This is a genomic window from Syntrophotalea carbinolica DSM 2380 (genome assembly GCF_000012885.1).
Taxonomy (GTDB): domain Bacteria; phylum Desulfobacterota; class Desulfuromonadia; order Desulfuromonadales; family Syntrophotaleaceae; genus Syntrophotalea; species Syntrophotalea carbinolica.
On sequence record NC_007498.2, the window covers coordinates 879,502 to 897,137 of the forward strand.

A 17,636-nucleotide genomic window follows, 5' to 3' on the forward strand; every position below is an offset into this window, starting at 1 on the left:
TGTTAGGAGATGCTATGAAAATTCTGGTAAACTGTTTGATCATGATGGTGTGTTTGCTCGCTTTAAGTCCATCGGTTGGGTATTCCGGGGAAATTTCGGCTGCAACGGCATCAGAAATAGCAACTACAGCCGTATCGCTTAACTCCGCCACAGCGAAACAGTTGCAAATTTTACCCGGGATCGGGGCTGTAACCGCTGACAGAATTGTAGCCTACCGTAAAGCACACGGGCCTTTCGCCAACGTGGAAGACCTTCTTCATGTCAAAGGGATTGGTACGCAGACCCTGTCCAAGATTCGTGATCGGATAGTGCTGAACTGATTTAATCGGGCGGCCGGGTCAGGCTGCTTTTGTTGCAGGACTTTTGGTCCTGGTTCTACCGGGAGCGCAGTTATGGCAAACTCTAAACCCACAGCCCGGGTACGAAGTCTGGGGCAGCGGATCCCGCTAGTACCGGTGGTCATTATCCTATTGGTGCTCGGTGCCGGTCTCTTTGGAGAAAAGGGTGCTTTGCGTATGTTGCAGGCCCGTCGTCAAAAAATGGACCTGGAACGACAGGTTGCCGCAAAGCAGAATATTAATCGTGAATTGAAACAGGAAATTAAACAACTCAAGACAGACCGCATCTATATTGAAACACTTGCCCGAAAGGAATTGGGTATGGTGGGGGATGGCGAGGTGGTTTATCAGTTTCCGACGGAGAGCAATCCCTCCGACCATGTCGGACCGGCCACATCCTCTGCGCCCTGATGGGCAGGCGGAAGTTTTTCAGGGGACCTGTTGCCCCGAGATCAATACAGGCTTTCATGTAAAGGCCTGCAGCCACGATTCGGGCCGGCAGCTAAAAACACCTGTTCCAATAGAAGATCATTGCCCGGCTATCGCCGGGTTATTTTTTTGTCCGTGGTCCTGCTTGACAGGATGTCGGCGCAGGGCTAACATACGGCATTTGGCAATTTTATCGTGGTTAGCGCGATCTGTAGCATGGCTACAGAGGCTTTATTTCGACAAAGAAAGCGTTTTTAATGAAACAGCGATTGCGGCAATATATTGGCGAGGCCCTTCAAGCCTGTTTTGATCAACAGCAACTGCATTCCGGCACGATTCCGGAGATTAATCTCGAAGTGCCGGCCCATGCCGAGCATGGCGATTTTTCCACGAACGTTGCTATGGCTATGGCCAGAGCGGAGAAGAAAGCCCCGCGCAAGATCGCCGAAACGATCGTGGCCGCGCTGGGCGAGGGCGGGGGCATGTGGAGTCGGGTTGAAATAGCTGGACCCGGGTTCATTAATTTTTATCTGACGCCGCGCTGCTGGTTCGGTGTGCTCGATGAAGTGGTTCGCCGAGGCGATCTCTTCGGGCGTACTCATACCGGGAACGGCCGTAAAGTTCAGGTTGAGTTCGTCAGTGCCAATCCGACCGGGCCGTTGCACATAGGTCATGGTCGGGGTGCCGCTACCGGCGATGCCGTGGCCGCGGTATTGGGCGCTGCCGGTTATGAAGTGCAGCGTGAATATTACATCAACGATGCCGGCAATCAGATGTTGACCCTGGGGCGCTCCTTGTTGCTGCGTTATCGGGAACTGCTCGGTGAAACCATCGAGTTTCCGACGGATTGTTATCAGGGCGTTTATGTCATCGACCTTGCGCGGGAGGTGCTCGAGAGCGAAGGTGAGCGCCTGCGGGACCTGCCCGAGGAAGAGGCGTTGCGCTTTTTCGCCAATTACGGCGGCGACAAGATTCGCGCAGGTATCGATGAAGATCTCGCCGCTTTCGGTGTGCGCTTCGATAACTGGTACAGTGAACAGAGCTTGTATGACCGGCAGGAGGTGGAGCGGGGCATCGCTTTGCTCAAAGAGCGAGGCCTGACCTACGAAAAAGATGGTGCCATCTGGTTCCGCACCACGGATTACGGGGACGACAAGGACCGGGTGCTGATCCGTTCCAACGGTGCGACCACTTATTTCGCGTCGGATGTCGCGTATCACAAAGAAAAATTCGAACGGGGATTCGATACCGTTATCGATGTATGGGGGGCGGATCATCACGGCTACGTGCCGCGCATGAAAGCCGTTCTGGCCGGCCTTGATCGCAATCCCGAGGATCTGCAGATTATTCTGGTACAGCTGGTGAATCTGCTGCGTGGTGGTCAGCAGGTGGCCATGAGTACGCGTTCCGGCGAGTTTGTTACGCTGCGCGAGGTTATTGACGAAGTCGGCCGCGATGCCTGCCGGTTCTTCTTTCTCATGCGTCGCTCCGACAGCCAGCTCGATTTCGACCTGGATCTGGCCAAGAAGCAAAGCACCGAAAACCCGGTCTATTATGTACAATATGCCCATGCCAGGGTTTGCAGCATTAACCGCAATGCCGAGGACCAGGGGGTTGCCATGCCGGAACTGGGCGAGGTCGACTTCGATTGTCTTACCCTCGAAGACGAACTGGCATTGACCAAGCTGTTGTCTCGCTACCCCGAGGTAGTCGACGGGGCTGCGGAACATTTCGAACCCCATCGGGTGGTTTTTTATCTACAGGAACTCGCAGCGCGTTTCCATAGTTATTACAACAAGGGGCGCGTCCTCGTTGATGATCCGGACGTCAGTCGGGCTCGTCTTTATCTGGTCAATTGTGTCCGCACCGTTTTACACAACGCTTTGGTGTTGCTGGGTGTTTCAGCCCCGGAGCGCATGTAAACAGGAGGAAAAACCATGAGCCGTCAGGTTGTCTCCCGCTCGCAAAGACGTCTTGAAAAAAAACAGACACTGGTTCTGGTGGTGCTGGGGCTGGTTATCGCCCTGGTCAGCTACGGGCTTGGCGTTATGGTCGGCCGAAGTGGTGGCGATACCATTGTTCAAGAGGATCTGACCGCCTCGGACCGGATTGCCATTCCTGTGCCCGATACCGCTCCGGGCGCTGGCACGGCGTCCTCCGTCGAGGACCCGGCGGCTCCTCAGCTGACATTTTACAACACCTTGCCTGAAGGCAATCAGCCGCCTATCGGCAGTGGTATCAATCTGCCGGATCAGCCGCCCGAACCTTCTGTCGACCCGGTTGATGTGCGGCGGGACACCCCTTCGTTGACAGAGGAGGTGCCTGTTGCGCCGGCGCCGGTCGCTGCCAAACCCAAAGTTGTTGCGCCGAAACCGAAACCCGTTGCAAGCGCGCCGGCAAAGGTCGTGGCCACGCCGCCACCTGCCTCCGGTGGTGCCTATGCTATTCAGGTTGTTTCCGTACAAAAAATCGCCGGCGCCAAAAATCTTCAGGAGCGTCTGTCAAAAAGCGGTTACGCCGCTTTTGTGGAGAAGGCCGATCTTGGCAGCAAGGGGATTTGGTACCGGGTTTACGTCGGTCCTTTTGCGACGCGCAGTGCTGCCGACGGGGCGGCGTCGACCTTGAAAGCCGCTCATTTGGCCAGTGCGCCTCTGGTGCGAAAGCGTTAGCAAAGCAGGGGTTGACATTCTTTTTCGATGGGAGTATAGTTCACTTCCTTGACGCGGGGTGGAGCAGTTCGGTAGCTCGTCGGGCTCATAACCCGAAGGTCGGAGGTTCAAATCCTCCCCCCGCTACCAATCAAATAAAGGGTCATACAGCAATGTATGGCCCTTTCGTTTATGGTGCGGGACGCTCGGATTTCTCCGGAGGTGTTGATTGACACGTTACCATGGCGGCCCTGCACGCATGGGCTTTATCTTCCGCATCTTTTCTGTTCATCACCGCTTTTCACCGACAAAATTCCCATCGCTCCAACGCCTTTTATGATAGGCCGAAGTCCATGCCGGGTCCTGTGATCGTGTCGCAGCATGAGGCTATCCGCACGGTATCTGGTATGATTAGGGTATTTGGCGAACCTGCCTGAACGAAGGGAGAGGCCGATGGAGTATCATGCTTATACCCCGGATCATTTTGACCGTATAGCCGAGCTCGGGTGCCTGTCAGCCGAGTATCGTTTCGGTATGAAGGTGGTGTCCCAGGTCTTGCCTTTTAGAGTCAACCGCTATGTGATCGATGAGTTGATCGACTGGGGCAAGGTGCCGCACGATCCCATGTTCAGGTTGGTTTTCCCCGACCCGGGTATGTTGTTGCCGGACGATTTTAAACAGATTGCATCGCTGCTCGCCAGCGGTGCGGATCGCCAGGCCCTGGATCGGGCCGTACACGAGATCCGGTTGCGTCTCAACCCTCATCCCGCCGGGCAGCAGACCCTCAATGTGCCGTGTCTCGATGGACACAAATTGCCGGGATTACAGCATAAATATCGCGAAACCGTTCTGTTCTTTCCGCGTTTGGGGCAGACCTGCCATTCCTACTGCAGCTTTTGTTTTCGCTGGCCACAGTTCGTTTGCGAGCGCGATATGCGCATTATGGGGCCACGTACGCCGGGGTTGTTTGATTATCTGCGCCGACATTCCGAAGTGACCGATTTGCTGGTAACCGGCGGGGACCCCCTGGTCATGAAAGCTGCAAGTCTTGCCGAATTTCTTGAGCCACTGCTCAGTCCCGAATTCGCACATCTGCAGACGATTCGTATCGGCACCAAATCTCTCAGTTTTTGGCCCTATCGATTTCTCACCGATCGGGATGCGGATGACCTGTTGCGTCTGTTCGAGCGCCTGGTGAAGGGTGGGAAACATCTGGCCGTGATGGCCCATTACAATCATTGGCGTGAATTGGAAACCGAGGTGGCGCGCAGGGCCATCGAGCGGGTTAAGGCGACGGGGGCCACGATCCGGACGCAGTCTCCCGTGGTGGCCCATGTCAACGATGATCCTCAGGTATGGGTGCGTCTATGGCAAACCCAGGTGCGGTTGGGAATGGTGCCCTACTATCTGTTCGTGGCACGTGACACGGGTGCACGTCATTACTTTGCCATTCCTCTGGAGCGCTGCTGGCAGATATATCGGCAAGCTATCCAGAAGCTGTCAGGCCTGGCACGAACGGTAAGGGGGCCGTCCATGAGCGCCGGGCCGGGCAAGGTTGAAATCCAGGGGGTGGCCGAGGTCGGCCAGGAGAAAGTCTTCGTGTTGCGGTTTATTCAGGCCCGCAATCCCGACTGGGCGCAGCGGCCCTTTTTCGCGCGCTACGACCCTGCGGCCATCTGGTTGGATCAGCTGCGGCCGGCTTTCGGCCGGGAAAGCTTTTTCTATACGGAGGAATATAATGCCATGCAAAAGAGTGGCGGGATGAAGTCCGGGGAAGCCTGATCATGGGGAGCCCCTCTGCCGGGAATGGCCTTTCCCGGCAGGGAGGCACCACTGGGAGTTACTTGTCGATGTCTTGCATGAAGCTGGCGGCGATTTTCCGGTAGGTTTCGCTGGTCGCGGAATCCCCTTGGATGGCGATATACGGTTTGCCGCTGTCTCCGGCCATCACCATGGCAGGATCCATGGGGATTTTGCCGAGGAACGGCGCTTTCATGCGTTCTGCAATCTGCTGGCCGCCGCCTGATTTGAAAATGTCGACGACCTCCCCACATTTCGGACAGGCAAAACCGCTCATGTTCTCGATGATGCCAAGTACCGGCATTTCCAGGTGGCGGCAGAAGGTGATCGATTTCTGTACGTCCAGCAGGGCGACCTCCTGGGGCGTGGTAACGATGACCGCGCCGCTGCTTTGAGTCCCATCCAGCAGGGTCTGGACGGCTGTCATGGGCTCATCGCCGGTGCCGGGCGGGCAGTCGACGATCAGAAAGTCAAGATCCCCCCATTCCACATCACGCAGAAACTGCTGGATAAGTCCTGTTTTGGCCGGTCCGCGCCACATCAGGGCTTCTTCGGCACCGCCGAGAAGAAACCCTACCGAGATGACCTTCATATTGTGCAGATATTCCACAGGCAGCAGGCCATCCGGCCCGTTTTGCAGTTGACTGTCGTCCAGGCCTAACATTTTGGGGACGCTGGGCCCATGCAGATCGATATCGAGCAGGCCGACGGCATAACCATCTTGTGCCAGGGCCAGGGCCAGGTTGACCGCTGTGGAGCTTTTGCCGACACCGCCTTTGCCCGACATGACGAGAATTTTACGCTTGATGCGATCCAGGCGTTGTTTCATTTTTGCTTTCAATTCGCAGGCGCTCGGTTGATCGGAGGGAGTTTCAACGGATGAGGTACATGAACTCATAGCTTTTCGGTCCTTCCTTGGGGAAAGCACGCAGTGGGTGTCTTTGCACGGTTCGCACACAGGATGTTTTGCGAGTGGTTCATCCTGTTTTATGGCTCGCCCGCTTTCATGCGTTGCTTTCACCGGGTTTGATGTCTGGGCAGGCCAAAGCCCGAGGCCGGGCTTTGGCGATACCAAAATGATTTTAGAGATATGCGGTGCGGGTTTTTGCGCCAGCCACTAGTGGTCGCAGTAGTTTTCACCAACCACCAGGGTGTTCTGCAGGTAATCGGTGACCAGTTTTTCCGGAGCCTCGGCTGCTGCGCCGACCACCACTTTGATGCCGTTGTCGGTGAACAGGTCCTGGGCTCGTCGGCCCATACCTCCGGCGATGATAACGTCGGCACCAAGTTCGCCGAGCCAGCGGGGTAGTACTCCCGGTTCATGAGCGGGCGGTTGATGCAGGCTTTTGCCGGCGATAGATTTGTTGTCGGCACCAATTTCCAACAAGACAAATTCTTCGCAGTGGCCGAAATGCTGACTGAGTTTTCCATGGACAAGAGGAATCGCGATTTTCATAATTGCATCTCCTTTGAAGATTTCGGTGTTTTGTGACCGGTGGATTGTCGTAGGGTGAATGTTGCCGCTCCTTGAATTACGCTTCTGCGAACAGGGCTTTTGCGACAGTGTCCCATAGCTGTCGCAGGTCCGCTGCGGCGGGAGCATGATCGAGTTCGACGATCGTTTTACGGGAAATCTGGGCGGCCGTGACTGACCGATCGTAGCGTATCAGGCCGCCTACGGGGATTTTGCGCTGTTTTGCGGTCTCTTTGATTTGTGCCGTTACCTCGGGGTTGATGTCCCACTTGTTGATCGCAATGATGGTGGGGATATGGAAGTGCGCAGTCAGGTCGGCTACGCGCTGCAGATCGTGCAGCCCGCTCATGGTCGGTTCCGTCACCAGCAGGGCCAGATCGGTGCCGGTGATCGACGCCATGACCGGACACCCGATGCCTGGCGAACCGTCGATGATGATGGTTGATCGCTGCTGTTTTTTTGCCAGTTTACGGGCTTCCTCGCGTACCAGGGAGACCAGCTTGCCGCTGTTTTCCTCGGCGATGCCGAGTCGAGCATGGATCATGGGGCCGACACGGGTGTCCGAAATATACCACTCGCCATTTTGCGCATCCGTAAACCGGATGGCTTCGGCAGGGCAGAAATGAGCGCAAACCCCGCATCCTTCGCATGCGGTACTGTCGATAGAGTAGCCAGATTCGGGGGAGCCGCTTTGGGTGTCCGGGCCACGCACGGCCTCAAAGCGACATAGCTTCTGGCAGGTTCCGCACAATTGGCATTTGGCGGTCTCAATAAAGGCTTGTTTGCCGCCACTGAAAGGGTGGCTGGAGAGCGGTGTAGGGGGCAGAACCAGGTGCAGATCGGCGGCGTCGACATCGCAATCGGCCAGTACCACCTGGTCTGCCAGAAACGCAAGGGATGCCACCACCGAGGTTTTACCCGTACCGCCTTTGCCGCTGATAACCGTCAGTTGTTTCATGGGTGACACCTTTGCTGTGGGGAACCGGTATGTTTGGTTTGCTGCAGAAGCCGCTCGAGCAACGTTGTGAAGGGTTGGTTGAACGATGGTAAGGATTGCGCAATCAGTTCGCCGCGCGAATAGGCTTCAGCAGCTTTTCTGTTATCCGGCAGGCAGGCCAGCACAGGTATCCGCCGGCTGTTGCAATAGGCCAACGTGGCCTCGTCGTTTTCGGCGGAGCGATTGATGACAACGCCGCAGGGTATCCCGAGCAGTTGGACCATTTCCGCAGCAAGGGTGAGGTCATGCAGGCCAAACGGAGTCGGTTCGGTTACCAGCACCACAAAATCGCAATCGCGCAGACTTTCCACCACGGGGCAGGAGGTTCCGGGGGGCGCATCGATCAACATGAGGTCGGTCTCCGGGGCCTGTTTTTTTACCTGATGTATCAGCGGGGGGCTTTTGGCCTCGCCGATATTCAGACGTCCTGAAACAAAATCCACCTGGCCCGCCTTGCCGATTTGGCACTGGCCGATTTCTCGTTCCCGCTCCGAGATACACTGCTGCGGACAAATAAGCTGGCAACCACCGCAACTATGGCAAAGTTCGGGAAACAGAAGCACCTCTCCGGGTAAGCACAGCAAGGCATTAAACTGACAGAAGTGCGCACAGACACCGCAATGGTTGCAGCGGGTCGGATCGATGTCCGGCACCGTGACATGCACCGTGTCATCGCTTGTGATATCGGGTCGTAAAAACAGGTGGCCGTTGGGGGCCTCAACGTCGCAGTCGATATAGGCGACCTGGTATCCTTGGCTGGCGGCCAGTTGGGCGAGGTTTGTCGCAACCGTTGTTTTGCCCGTACCGCCTTTGCCGCTGGCAATAGCGATTTTCATTGACTTAGCTCTCTTCGCTGGTTGGCTGTCGCAAGGGGGGCATTTTGAGGGCGGCGGGTACCAGCCTCCGCCCTCTGCCGCGACGGACGATGCCCGGATGGCGCCGGGTCACACTCCTCCTGTGGCATCCATTTCACTGGCTTCTTTAAGCTGCCCCGCCTTAAAAGCTTCGAGAGCTTCGAGAGCGGTTCCTTTGGCGCCGTGAAAAATACGGATTTTTGCTGCCTGCAGGGAGGCGAAGGCTTTCGGTCCGATGGCTCCGGTAAGCAGGGTTTCGGCCTGCTGGTCCGCAACCTTTTGCGCCGCCTGAATGCCGGCGCCATGGGCCGTGTCGCGGCCGGCGGCGTTGTCGATGCATTCCCAGGCGTCGTTGCTGTCGTCGTGGATGAGCAGCCAGGCTGCACGTCCAAAGCGCGGGTCTACGGCGCTGTCCGGGGTGTTGCCCTGGGCGGTGATGGCAATTTTCATGTTTATTTTCTCCTTTTGCAGTTGGGGGGGAGCAAAGGGGGGCATCCCATGGGGTGTTGCACGCGGCAACAACTTGTGAAGTTGCTGCATCCGTTGATCATTGCTTCTCGATGCTCGGAATCCATCCATTGGTTTAAAACCGCGTCGATATCACCGCGGACGCCCCAGATTACCCACAGGCCTGCAGCTTCCAGGGCGATTTGAAAGCGTGGATGAATGCCGCCGCACAGGATCCCGTCCACATGCTGTTGAAGCAGCCAGTTCGGCAAGTTGGGACCCGTGTCCGGCTCCCATGTATGTTTAATTACCTTGTCTACCCGATGGTTGTGGTCCTGGATATCGACGAAAACGAAGCTCCGAGCGATGCCAAAACGCGGCATGATCCTGTTTTCATAACAGGGCAGGGCCAGACGATAGGTAGCTTCCGAAGGGTAACGTGGTTTCATGACAGATATACTTATCACATACCGTGCCATGTCCAAGAATGGGATATGTTACGTTAAAGTGTAGAAAAAACAGCTATTTAGGGAGGGACTTGGGTTTTTGTGAGTGAGGGTGGGGAAGGGCTTGCGTGTTGCATATGCAACGCCTTCAATGGAAAGGTCTATAATATCGAATGTTTGGCGGTGTTGCAGGGGGTGTTGCGTGTTGTTGCTGGTGTTGCAACGCTTAGGGGTGTTGGTCCAGGCGTTTGAGCCATCGCCAGAGGGTGCTGCGGTTAATCCCCAGTTGTTGGGCGGCGGCTGTTCGGTTGCCTTTGCAGCGTGCCAGCACGGCATATAACTGGGTGGCCGATGGCATCCCCGGCTGTTTTTGACCGTTGGGTGTGCAGGTAGGGGGCGCCACCCGTATGCCGGGGGGGAGGTGATCCGGTTCTATGACGTCCTTGCGGCAAAGGATAGCGGCACGCTCAACGAGGTTGAGAAGTTCCCTGACGTTTCCCGGATAATCATAGTCGAGTAATAACGACATGGCCTCAGGGGAGAATCCACGCAGTTTTTTACCATAGATGCCATTGAAGCGATCCAGCGCCATATCGAGCAGCAGCGGGATGTCTTCACTGCGTTCACGCAAGGAAGGGATGCGCAGCGGGACGACATTCAGGCGAAAGTAAAGATCCTGGCGAAACTGTTTCTGCTCGACCATCGCTTCGAGATTCTGATGGGTGGCGGCGAGAAAGCGCACATCGGCCTTGCGGGGTCGACGGGCGCCAAGGGGCTGGTATTCCCGGTTTTCCAGGACTCTCAGCAGTTTTACCTGCAAGGGCAAGGGCAAGTCGCCGATTTCATCCAGAAAAAGGGTGCCGCCTTCGGCTTGTTGCAGGCGTCCGGGACGGTCTTCGGTGGCTCCGGTATAGGCTCCTTTGCGTGCGCCGAAGATTTCGGCTTCCAGTAACTGTTCAGGCAGGGCTCCGCAGTTCAGGATCACCAGGGGATGTCGGCTGCGCGGGCTGAGATTGTGCAGGGCTCGTGCGAATAGCTCTTTGCCGGTGCCGCTGTCTCCCTGTAGCAATACCGTTGCGTTGCTGGCCGCAATATCAGGCAGCACGTCGAAGAGTTTGCGCATGGCCGGATTGCGGCTGACCATGTCCTGGAAACGGTATTTTTCGGTGACTTCCCGTTGCAGGGCATGGATGCGGCTTAAATCCCGAAAGGTTTCGACACCGCCGACCGGCTCCCCCTGGGCATCACGGAGCACGGAGGCCGATACCGAGATGGGAACTTCGCGATTGTGGCGATCGAGTATGTCGATTTCCCGGTTTTCCACATTCAAACCGGTGTCCATGGCTTTTCGCACCGGACATTCGGAAAAGCAGATCGAACTCCGAAAGATTTCGCAGCAGCGCTGGCCTAGAGCCTCCTCACGGCTAAAGCCGGTGATAAGTTCAGCCGCATGGTTGAACCAGGTGATGTGCATGTCGCCATCTACGGTAAATACGCCGTCGGCAACACTGTCGAGGATGGTGGCCAGGTGGTTTTGCAGGTTGTGTGGATGCGTGCTCATAGATGCAGCATAGCCGGTTTTGGGTTTCGGGTCTAGGGGGTGGTGCGGAAGGAATTCGCGGCGTTGCGAGCCGGCCAGGGGCACCAGGGCTTTAGGGTCAACTCCGCACTTTGTACACGGGGCAGCATTGGGCGGGCGGACAGATTGTCCCGGTCATGGCTGTTGCGTTACCGGATATGAAACGGCCCGTGCGGATGGCACGGGCCTCGATCGTCGGTTATGCGAAAATGTTTCAGTTTTTTTGGCTCAAATAGGCATCGATAGCCTGGGCCGATGATTTGCCGTCGCCCATGGCCAGGATAACCGTCGCGCCGCCGCGCACGATATCCCCGCCGGCAAACACGCCGGGCAGGTTAGTCGCACCGTGCTCGTCGGTTTCGATGTTGCCCCATTTGTTCAATTTCAGGTCCGGGGCGGTGGCGGTTAACAGCGGGTTGGCGCGGGTGCCGATGGCGTTGACCACCACGTCGACATCCAGAGTAAAGGTTTCGCCTTCGATGGGAACCGGGCGGCGCCGGCCGGAAGCATCGGGCTCTCCCAGTTCCATGCGCTGGCAAAGCAGTCCCTTGACCCAACCGTTTTCATCGCCGAGAATTTTTACCGGTGCCGCCAATAATATGAACTCGATACCTTCTTCTTTGGCATGGTGAATCTCCTCGATGCGGGCCGGCATTTCCGCCTCGGTGCGTCGGTAAACGATGATGGACTGTTCGGCACCCAGGCGGCGTGAGGTCCTCACGGCATCCATGGCCGTATTGCCGCCGCCGATGACCGCAACGTGTTTGCCGTGGATGATGGGCGTCGGGACATCGTTGCGCCAGGCGGCCATCAGGTTGACACGGGTCAGATATTCGTTGGCCGAGTAAACACCTTTGAGATTCTCGCCGTCGATGTTCAACATGATCGGCAGACCTGCGCCGTTACCGATGAATACGGCATCAAATTCCTCGCGTAACTCATCGAGGGTTAGCGTTTTGCCGACCACGACATTGCATTCGATGTTCACACCGAGATCCTTGAGCCGCTTAACCTCGATATCGACAATCCGCTTGGGCAGGCGAAATTCGGGGATGCCGTAACGCAGTACGCCACCGGTGTCGTGTAACGCTTCAAAAAGGGTAACGCCGTGGCCCTTGCGAGCCAGTTCGCCGGCCATGGTCAGGCCGGCCGGCCCGGAACCGACAATGGCGACCTTTTTACCGGTCGGGGTCGGTTGGGATTCTTTATGAAGTTTTTCGGGGTGGGCGAGGGCCCAGTCGGCCACAAACCGTTCGAGGTAGCCGATGGCAACCGGTGCGCCTTTATTTCCGCGTACGCAGACCTTTTCACACTGGCTTTCCTGGGGGCAAACCCGGCCACAGACCGCCGGCAGAGTGTTGTCGGCAAGCAGGATGCGCGCAGCCTCGGGCAGATCGCCTTCGGCCAGGGCGGCGATGAATTCCGGGATCCGCACCCGAACCGGGCAGCCGGCGACACACGGGCGGTTTTTACAGAGCAGACAGCGTTGCGCCTCGCGGATGGCCTGTTCTTCGTTAAGCCCCTGATTTACCTCTTCGAAATTACCGATGCGGCGCTGCGGGTCCTGCTCGGGCATTTTCACCCGATCGATAGCCATGCGTTCCTTGGGGGTCATTTGTCTTTTCATGATATATATTATCGTTTCACTTTAATGATTTTGTCGCGCAGTTCTTTCGGCAATTCCTCCAGGATTTTGGCTTCGGTATCCCGGTACATGGACAAACGGTCCATAAGCAATCCGAAATCAACCAGGTGCCCGTCGAACTCGGGCCCGTCGACGCAGGCGAATTTGGTTTCGTCGCCAACCTTGACGCGGCAGCCGCCGCACATGCCCGTTCCATCAATCATGATGGGGTTGAGGCTGACAATGGTTTTTATGCCGTAGGGCCGCGTCAGTTCGGCGACCGCCCGCATCATGGGGACTGGGCCGATGGCAAACACCGCACTGGGGCGTTTGTCCGGATTGTCGATCAGATCCTGCAGGACATTGGTCACGAAGCCCTGCTGTCCCTGGCTGCCATCTTCGGTGGCCACCAGGACCTCGGTGGAAAAAGCCGCCAACTCCTCGGCAAGAATGATGAACGGTTTGGAACGCCCGCCGATGATGGTGGTGACCTCGTTGCCCGATTCGGCCAGAGCTTTGGCCAGCGGATAAAGAACCGCCGTGCCGAGTCCGCCTCCCACACAGGCAACACGACCCCACTGTTCGATCTCCGTAGCTTTGCCCAGCGGTCCGGCAATGTCGCGAATCGAGCCGCCGACCGGAGTGTTCACGATTTTCAGGGTCGAGGCGCCAACGGCCTGGATAAACAGCGTAATGGTGCCCGCTTGCGGATCGGCATCGCCGATGGTCAGGGGGATGCGTTCTCCGCCCTCTTCGGGATGCACGATGACAAATTGTCCCGGTTGGCGGGCTTTGGCGATGCGTGGGGCGCGTATAACCATACGATGCACGTTGGGCGCCAGTGTATCGTTTTGCAGAACTTCGAACATATTTTCTCCAGCTAGATAAAGAAGGAACGGTAAATGTTCAGACCCCGGAAGGTGAAAAAATAACCAGTTCCCGCTAAGCTTGCGAGTTTAAGCTCAAAAAATGGGCAGTAAAACAGAAAAGTAAACCATTCGATAGTAGCAGTTTGGGTTTTCCAATTCAACCCATACCTTGTCTGGCGATTGATTTTATGTATACGAAATGGCTGGCGTCTTTCTTTGTGCCGCAGTTCATGTGACCACCACCTGGTTTGCCCTTGTTGGAAGGGAATGCCGGGGCTTTGCCGCCCAGGGATTGAATGTTGTGAGAAAGTTGTTTCAAGGGGGATTTTCTGATAGGTTTCTTGATCGGGACAGGATCGGAGGGGCTCGCTGCGATGCCTGCGCAATGGCCGTGAGATATACCCTCGGCGGGTAATCGTGGTATGCTGGCCCCGGTCCGGCTTTGCCTTTTGCCGGCCCCTCCGATTTCGGCCGTTTTGTAGACTACTAAAACAGGGGTGATTCGTTATGCTGGAAAAGCGGCGGCAGGCATTGCGCGAAGCATTACGCGATACGGATGAAACCGTTCGGCTTGGTGCGGCTGAAGCCCTGGAGCGGCTTGAGGCTGTGTTGAGTCTGGATGAAATTCTGCAGATTCTCAAGTCCGGAAATCGCGGACAGAAGGTGCGCGCGGTGTTTGCTCTGGAGAAAGTTCAGAGTTCGCGGGTGTTTCCGCCTTTGCTGGCGGCTCTCAAGGTCGCCGATGCGGATATTCGCTGCGCCGCTATCCAGGTACTCGGGCAAAAAAAACATGTCAAGGCCATGGAGTTTCTCGTGCGGCATCTCAAGGATCCGCATCCTGCGGTGCGGGTTCATGCTGCAAGTGCTCTGGGCAATTACGGCGATAAACGGCTCGTGCCCTATCTGGTGGCTGCATTGAATAGCTCGGATGAAGAGTTGCTGGTCAGTGTGCTCGATGCCCTGGGGCGTATCGGTTCCGTAGAGGCTGAAGCGGTTATTTTGGGTCTGGTGCGTCATGACAGCCCCCGGGTTCGGCGCAGCGCCGTCATGGCGTTGGGATGTTTGGGGGTTGAGGGATCCGCTCGCGAGAGTCTGGCGGAAGCATGATTCGGGGGATTAGAGATAGTCGAGGACTTCCACGCCTTTGATAAACGGATCGACTTCGGAGACGATCCGTTTATTTTGATGAGCGGAAAGGTTGATGACGCGAGGTTCCTCCAGGTGAACACCCGCTTCGTCAAAAAGGATTTTTAACTGTACCGAGTCGGGGTTGTCGGTTCCGACCTGGCCGACAATCCCGATTTCATTGTTATCCAGACGAACCAGAGTGCCTACCGGGTAGGTGCCGAGTGAAAAGATGAATTTTTCCAGGTACTCCGGGTGCAGCAGGGTGCCGGAGTGCAAAAGCAGTTTTTTAATGGCGTTGCGCGGCGTCACCGGTCGCTGATATGGGCGCAGGGTGGTGATGGCATCGTAGGTGTCGGCTATGGTGGTCATGTCGATGAGATCAAAAGAGCCCTTGATCGCGGCCTTTTGAGGATAACCGCACCTGTCGAAATGCAGGTGATGGCCCAGGACGATGGCGCGGGCGCTGTCGTCCATGCCGCCCATCTGATCGATGATTTCCGCGCCCAGCTGGGGGTGCTGGCGGATCTGGGCAAACTCCTCTTCGTTCAGCTTGCCAGGCTTGTTGATGATGGCAATATCGATTTTAAGTTTGCCGATATCGTGAAGCAGACTGCCGATTCCCAGGGTGCGCAGCTCCTCCTCCGATAATCCTGCGGCTCTACCAACCGCCAGGGCCAGCACGGAAACATTGACCGAATGGGTGAAGGTGTAGTTGTCGTAATTTTTCAGCAGACTCAGCGCCAGAAGGGCATGGGGGTCCGCAAGGGTCATGCGGGCCATGTCCTTGACGACCTTGTGGGCTTCGGTGGAGGAGGGGATGCGCCCCATGCGAACATCTTGAAAGATGGAGTTGACGACCTTGAGAGCGCGCCCGAAAATTTTACGAGCCGATTGGCGACCTTCTTCCTCGTCTTGCTCTTCAGGCAGGAAACGGATATGGCGAACATGGTTCTCGCGAAGCAACGCCTCAAATTCTTCGTGCCCCAGGGCGGTGCCATTCAGGAGTTGTAAAAAGACTTTGAGTTCGGATGCGGTCACGCCGTCGAGAAACTCGACGCCCGCAAGCTGTTTCTCCTGCAATAGGCGACAGAGGTTTTCCGCTGCAGGATGAGGGTCGGCAAACAGGTGGTCGTTCGCGAAAAGGGTATCCTGCAGTATCCCCAGGCGCAATGGTCGCTGGTCCTGCAGCAGATAACCCGTAAGGCGATTCGTTTCATGCAGTTGCTTTTGGATAAGCGGATGCTCGAGGGGGTAGAGACGCAATCCCTTGAGGGCGCCGGACAGGTTGTTGACAAATTGAATGAGAGGGTCGGTCTGCATAATCGCCTAGTTTGTCGGCCATTGTTTCAGGCCTCTGGATGCCGATTGGGCTATGCGATGGTCTGTTGCACGGCAGAGGTTTTCCAGTACCGGCTGTGAAGATGGGCAGCCGATTTTGACAAGTGCTGCAATGGCCTGGATGCGCAAGGTCGTTTTCCGGTCTTTTTTCCACCAGGGGCGGCTTTTGGCCAGGCGCTCGAGTTGCGGTGCCGCTTCGTCTGACGCAATGCGGCCCAGAGCCTTGATGGCAGCTATTTTTATCTCTGTTTTTTTCATGAACGGATCGCGGCTCTGGATGATTTTGACGAGGCTTGGCACCGCGACCGGATTCCTGATACTGCCCAGCGCAATAATGGCTTGAGGATAAAGCTCGCGGTGGCTGCTGTCAACCAGTTGCAGAAGGGCATCGACTGCCTGGTCTCCACCGATGCGTGCCAGGGCGCGGATGGTCTCTCGGGCGATGCGCAGGTCATCGCTCCATATTAACGGTATGAGATGGCTGGCCGTGTGCGGATTCGCAATCTGACCGAGGATCGCGACCACGTTGCGTACGACATACCAATGCCTGTTTTGCAAAGCGCTGATCAGCTCGGGTACGGCCGTGGCGCCTAGCTTTACCAGGTTGGTGGAGAGCAGCTTGCGGGCCAGGGTGTCTTTTTCCCTGGTCAGGCGGTTTATCAGGGGCGCCACCGATTTGTCCCGCAAGAATACCAACGTTTGCATGATCCGATCGCGCAGCTCTTTCGGTACGCCGCGCGTACAGAGGGTGTCGATCAGGAAGTCGATGACGATGGGCGATGTCACTTGGTGCAGGCACGTAAGGGTTTCGCCGCGGCGGGTTTTGTGCAACTGCCGGTTGCCAAGCAGAGATGCCAGTACCTGGAAGGTCTGAAGCACCAGTGGCAGGTGACATTCCGAAAGGTGCTGAAAAACGAGGGGCGGTACGCGGTTCAGTAACAGTTTAAACCGGCGGTCCGAGGATTCGCGGGGCAATTGCGTGAGGAGCTGCTCCAGGGAAAGCTGGTCGATGAGATGTTCATTCAGGGCAAAGTCTCCGGTGTTTTCCGAAGTGACGCCCTGCTGATGATCAATCTGTTGATTTTCTGGTGAGGCGGCAGCCGCATTTTGCTCGGTGCCCACCGAGATCTGTTCGGTCTGGTGCTGTATGCGTTCTTTGGCTGCCTTGATTACGGACAGATCCAGTTCGTTGATCCAGATGCCGGTTGTTTGTTCCGTCAGCAGTAATTCCTGCAGGCCGCCTTTCGCCTGGATATCGGTGGTTTTGAGTGTGACGTTGCGGGAAAAAACGATCAGGTCGCGCGTCGTCAGCTCCGGTAAAAAAAACAGCCGTTGTATGCGCCGTGCGAATAGAAAATGAGCCAGATTGCGGATGCCGGCATGTTCCTGTGGTGCGTCCTCGTGGTCGAACAGAATGCGATCTTTGCGGACGGTTAACGCCAGATTGCCATTTTGCAGAAGCGGTTGAAAGGCGTCGAAGGTTTCTTCGCCAACATGCTTGAGTGTGGGGTGCTCGGGTGGATAGAACCGGACGGTTTTTATCAGTTTGATCAACTTGATCAAGGCCGTCTGTAATTGATCCATGGTACAGGAACGGTGGCTTTGACTGGTCACAGGGCGTTTTCCCGGAGTAGAAATTTGGGATTTCTTATACGCACATACTTT

17 protein-coding genes and 1 tRNA gene are annotated in these 17,636 nt (G+C 56.4%); 7 read left to right on the forward strand and 11 right to left on the reverse strand.

Annotation, left to right across the window (positions count from 1 at the left end; all coding sequences use genetic code 11):
- Positions 1-14: 14 nt before the first annotated feature.
- The 6 genes from PCAR_RS04470 to PCAR_RS04495 all read left to right on the forward strand — a co-directional run bounded on the left by PCAR_RS04470 (position 15) and on the right by PCAR_RS04495 (position 5,197).
- A complete protein-coding gene (locus PCAR_RS04470; RefSeq protein ID WP_041531246.1) occupies positions 15-320 on the forward strand; it encodes a ComEA family DNA-binding protein in 306 nt (101 codons plus the stop codon).
- Positions 321-392: 72 nt separating this feature from the next.
- Positions 393-749 (forward strand): FtsB family cell division protein, encoded by a 357-nt coding sequence (locus PCAR_RS04475; protein WP_011340443.1) that lies wholly within the window; start codon positions 393-395, stop codon positions 747-749.
- A 275-nt stretch (positions 750-1,024) separates the two neighbouring features.
- Positions 1,025-2,689, forward strand: coding sequence for an arginine--tRNA ligase (gene argS, locus PCAR_RS04480; protein ID WP_011340444.1), 1,665 nt, complete (start codon positions 1,025-1,027; stop codon positions 2,687-2,689).
- A 15-nt stretch (positions 2,690-2,704) separates the two neighbouring features.
- Positions 2,705-3,436 (forward strand): SPOR domain-containing protein, encoded by a 732-nt coding sequence (locus PCAR_RS04485; RefSeq protein ID WP_011340445.1) that lies wholly within the window; start codon positions 2,705-2,707, stop codon positions 3,434-3,436.
- Positions 3,437-3,488: 52 nt separating this feature from the next.
- Positions 3,489-3,565, forward strand: a tRNA-Met gene (locus tag PCAR_RS04490).
- A gap of 303 nt (positions 3,566-3,868) precedes the next feature.
- Positions 3,869-5,197, forward strand: coding sequence for a KamA family radical SAM protein (locus tag PCAR_RS04495; RefSeq protein ID WP_011340446.1), 1,329 nt, complete (start codon positions 3,869-3,871; stop codon positions 5,195-5,197).
- A 58-nt stretch (positions 5,198-5,255) separates the two neighbouring features.
- Here PCAR_RS04495 and PCAR_RS04500 read toward each other — a convergent pair whose 3' ends face one another.
- From PCAR_RS04500 to PCAR_RS04540, 9 genes are all read right to left on the reverse strand, one after another.
- Positions 5,256-6,113 carry an Mrp/NBP35 family ATP-binding protein gene (locus tag PCAR_RS04500; protein WP_011340447.1) on the reverse strand — a complete coding sequence of 286 codons (858 nt, stop codon included), beginning with the start codon at positions 6,111-6,113 and terminating at the stop codon, positions 5,256-5,258.
- Positions 6,114-6,332: 219 nt separating this feature from the next.
- Positions 6,333-6,671 carry a NifB/NifX family molybdenum-iron cluster-binding protein gene (locus tag PCAR_RS04505; RefSeq protein ID WP_011340448.1) on the reverse strand — a complete coding sequence of 113 codons (339 nt, stop codon included), beginning with the start codon at positions 6,669-6,671 and terminating at the stop codon, positions 6,333-6,335.
- A 76-nt stretch (positions 6,672-6,747) separates the two neighbouring features.
- Positions 6,748-7,647 (reverse strand): ATP-binding protein, encoded by a 900-nt coding sequence (locus PCAR_RS04510; protein WP_011340449.1) that lies wholly within the window; start codon positions 7,645-7,647, stop codon positions 6,748-6,750.
- Positions 7,644-8,522, reverse strand: coding sequence for an ATP-binding protein (locus tag PCAR_RS04515; RefSeq protein ID WP_011340450.1), 879 nt, complete (start codon positions 8,520-8,522; stop codon positions 7,644-7,646). Before PCAR_RS04515 ends, PCAR_RS04510 begins: the two co-directional genes overlap by 4 nt.
- A 108-nt stretch (positions 8,523-8,630) precedes the next feature.
- Entirely contained in the window at positions 8,631-8,990 is a 360-nt protein-coding gene (locus tag PCAR_RS04520) for a NifB/NifX family molybdenum-iron cluster-binding protein (RefSeq protein WP_011340451.1), read from the reverse strand.
- A gap of 2 nt (positions 8,991-8,992) precedes the next feature.
- Positions 8,993-9,466: a NifB/NifX family molybdenum-iron cluster-binding protein gene (locus PCAR_RS19195; protein WP_011340452.1), complete on the reverse strand. Its 474-nt coding sequence runs from the start codon at positions 9,464-9,466 to the stop codon at positions 8,993-8,995.
- Positions 9,467-9,659: 193 nt separating this feature from the next.
- Positions 9,660-10,994, reverse strand: coding sequence for a sigma-54 interaction domain-containing protein (locus tag PCAR_RS04530; RefSeq protein ID WP_011340453.1), 1,335 nt, complete (start codon positions 10,992-10,994; stop codon positions 9,660-9,662).
- A gap of 232 nt (positions 10,995-11,226) precedes the next feature.
- On the reverse strand, positions 11,227-12,639 hold the full coding sequence (gene gltA / locus PCAR_RS04535; RefSeq protein ID WP_011340454.1) for an NADPH-dependent glutamate synthase: 1,413 nt from the start codon (positions 12,637-12,639) through the stop codon (positions 11,227-11,229).
- Positions 12,640-12,647: 8 nt separating this feature from the next.
- Positions 12,648-13,505: a sulfide/dihydroorotate dehydrogenase-like FAD/NAD-binding protein gene (locus PCAR_RS04540; protein ID WP_011340455.1), complete on the reverse strand. Its 858-nt coding sequence runs from the start codon at positions 13,503-13,505 to the stop codon at positions 12,648-12,650.
- Between the two features lie 507 nt (positions 13,506-14,012).
- On the opposite strand from PCAR_RS04540, the gene PCAR_RS04545 reads away from it, so the two are divergent.
- Complete coding sequence (locus tag PCAR_RS04545; protein WP_011340457.1) at positions 14,013-14,612, forward strand: HEAT repeat domain-containing protein; 600 nt, start codon at positions 14,013-14,015, stop codon at positions 14,610-14,612.
- A gap of 9 nt (positions 14,613-14,621) precedes the next feature.
- Here PCAR_RS04545 and PCAR_RS04550 read toward each other — a convergent pair whose 3' ends face one another.
- Together PCAR_RS04550 and PCAR_RS04555 are read right to left on the reverse strand one after the other, a co-directional pair.
- Positions 14,622-15,953, reverse strand: a complete 1,332-nt coding sequence (locus PCAR_RS04550; protein WP_011340458.1) for an HD-GYP domain-containing protein — start codon at positions 15,951-15,953, stop codon at positions 14,622-14,624.
- A 6-nt stretch (positions 15,954-15,959) separates the two neighbouring features.
- Positions 15,960-17,585 carry a HEAT repeat domain-containing protein gene (locus tag PCAR_RS04555; protein WP_011340459.1) on the reverse strand — a complete coding sequence of 542 codons (1,626 nt, stop codon included), beginning with the start codon at positions 17,583-17,585 and terminating at the stop codon, positions 15,960-15,962.
- Positions 17,586-17,636: the final 51 nt, after the last annotated feature.

Coding starts and splice junctions, on each gene's coding strand:
- PCAR_RS04505 (WP_011340448.1), bottom strand. CDS start 6,671: ATGAAAATCGCGATTCCTCTTGTCCATGGAAAACTCAGTCAGCATTTC.
- PCAR_RS04495 (WP_011340446.1), top strand. CDS start 3,869: ATGGAGTATCATGCTTATACCCCGGATCATTTTGACCGTATAGCCGAG.
- PCAR_RS04545 (WP_011340457.1), top strand. CDS start 14,013: ATGCTGGAAAAGCGGCGGCAGGCATTGCGCGAAGCATTACGCGATACG.
- PCAR_RS04510 (WP_011340449.1), bottom strand. CDS start 7,647: ATGAAACAACTGACGGTTATCAGCGGCAAAGGCGGTACGGGTAAAACC.
- gltA (WP_011340454.1), bottom strand. CDS start 12,639: ATGAAAAGACAAATGACCCCCAAGGAACGCATGGCTATCGATCGGGTG.
- PCAR_RS04540 (WP_011340455.1), bottom strand. CDS start 13,505: ATGTTCGAAGTTCTGCAAAACGATACACTGGCGCCCAACGTGCATCGT.
- PCAR_RS04500 (WP_011340447.1), bottom strand. CDS start 6,113: ATGAGTTCATGTACCTCATCCGTTGAAACTCCCTCCGATCAACCGAGC.
- PCAR_RS04475 (WP_011340443.1), top strand. CDS start 393: ATGGCAAACTCTAAACCCACAGCCCGGGTACGAAGTCTGGGGCAGCGG.
- PCAR_RS04485 (WP_011340445.1), top strand. CDS start 2,705: ATGAGCCGTCAGGTTGTCTCCCGCTCGCAAAGACGTCTTGAAAAAAAA.
- PCAR_RS04520 (WP_011340451.1), bottom strand. CDS start 8,990: ATGAAAATTGCCATCACCGCCCAGGGCAACACCCCGGACAGCGCCGTA.
- PCAR_RS19195 (WP_011340452.1), bottom strand. CDS start 9,466: ATGGCACGGTATGTGATAAGTATATCTGTCATGAAACCACGTTACCCT.
- PCAR_RS04530 (WP_011340453.1), bottom strand. CDS start 10,994: ATGAGCACGCATCCACACAACCTGCAAAACCACCTGGCCACCATCCTC.
- PCAR_RS04550 (WP_011340458.1), bottom strand. CDS start 15,953: ATGCAGACCGACCCTCTCATTCAATTTGTCAACAACCTGTCCGGCGCC.
- argS (WP_011340444.1), top strand. CDS start 1,025: ATGAAACAGCGATTGCGGCAATATATTGGCGAGGCCCTTCAAGCCTGT.
- PCAR_RS04470 (WP_041531246.1), top strand. CDS start 15: ATGAAAATTCTGGTAAACTGTTTGATCATGATGGTGTGTTTGCTCGCT.
- PCAR_RS04515 (WP_011340450.1), bottom strand. CDS start 8,522: ATGAAAATCGCTATTGCCAGCGGCAAAGGCGGTACGGGCAAAACAACG.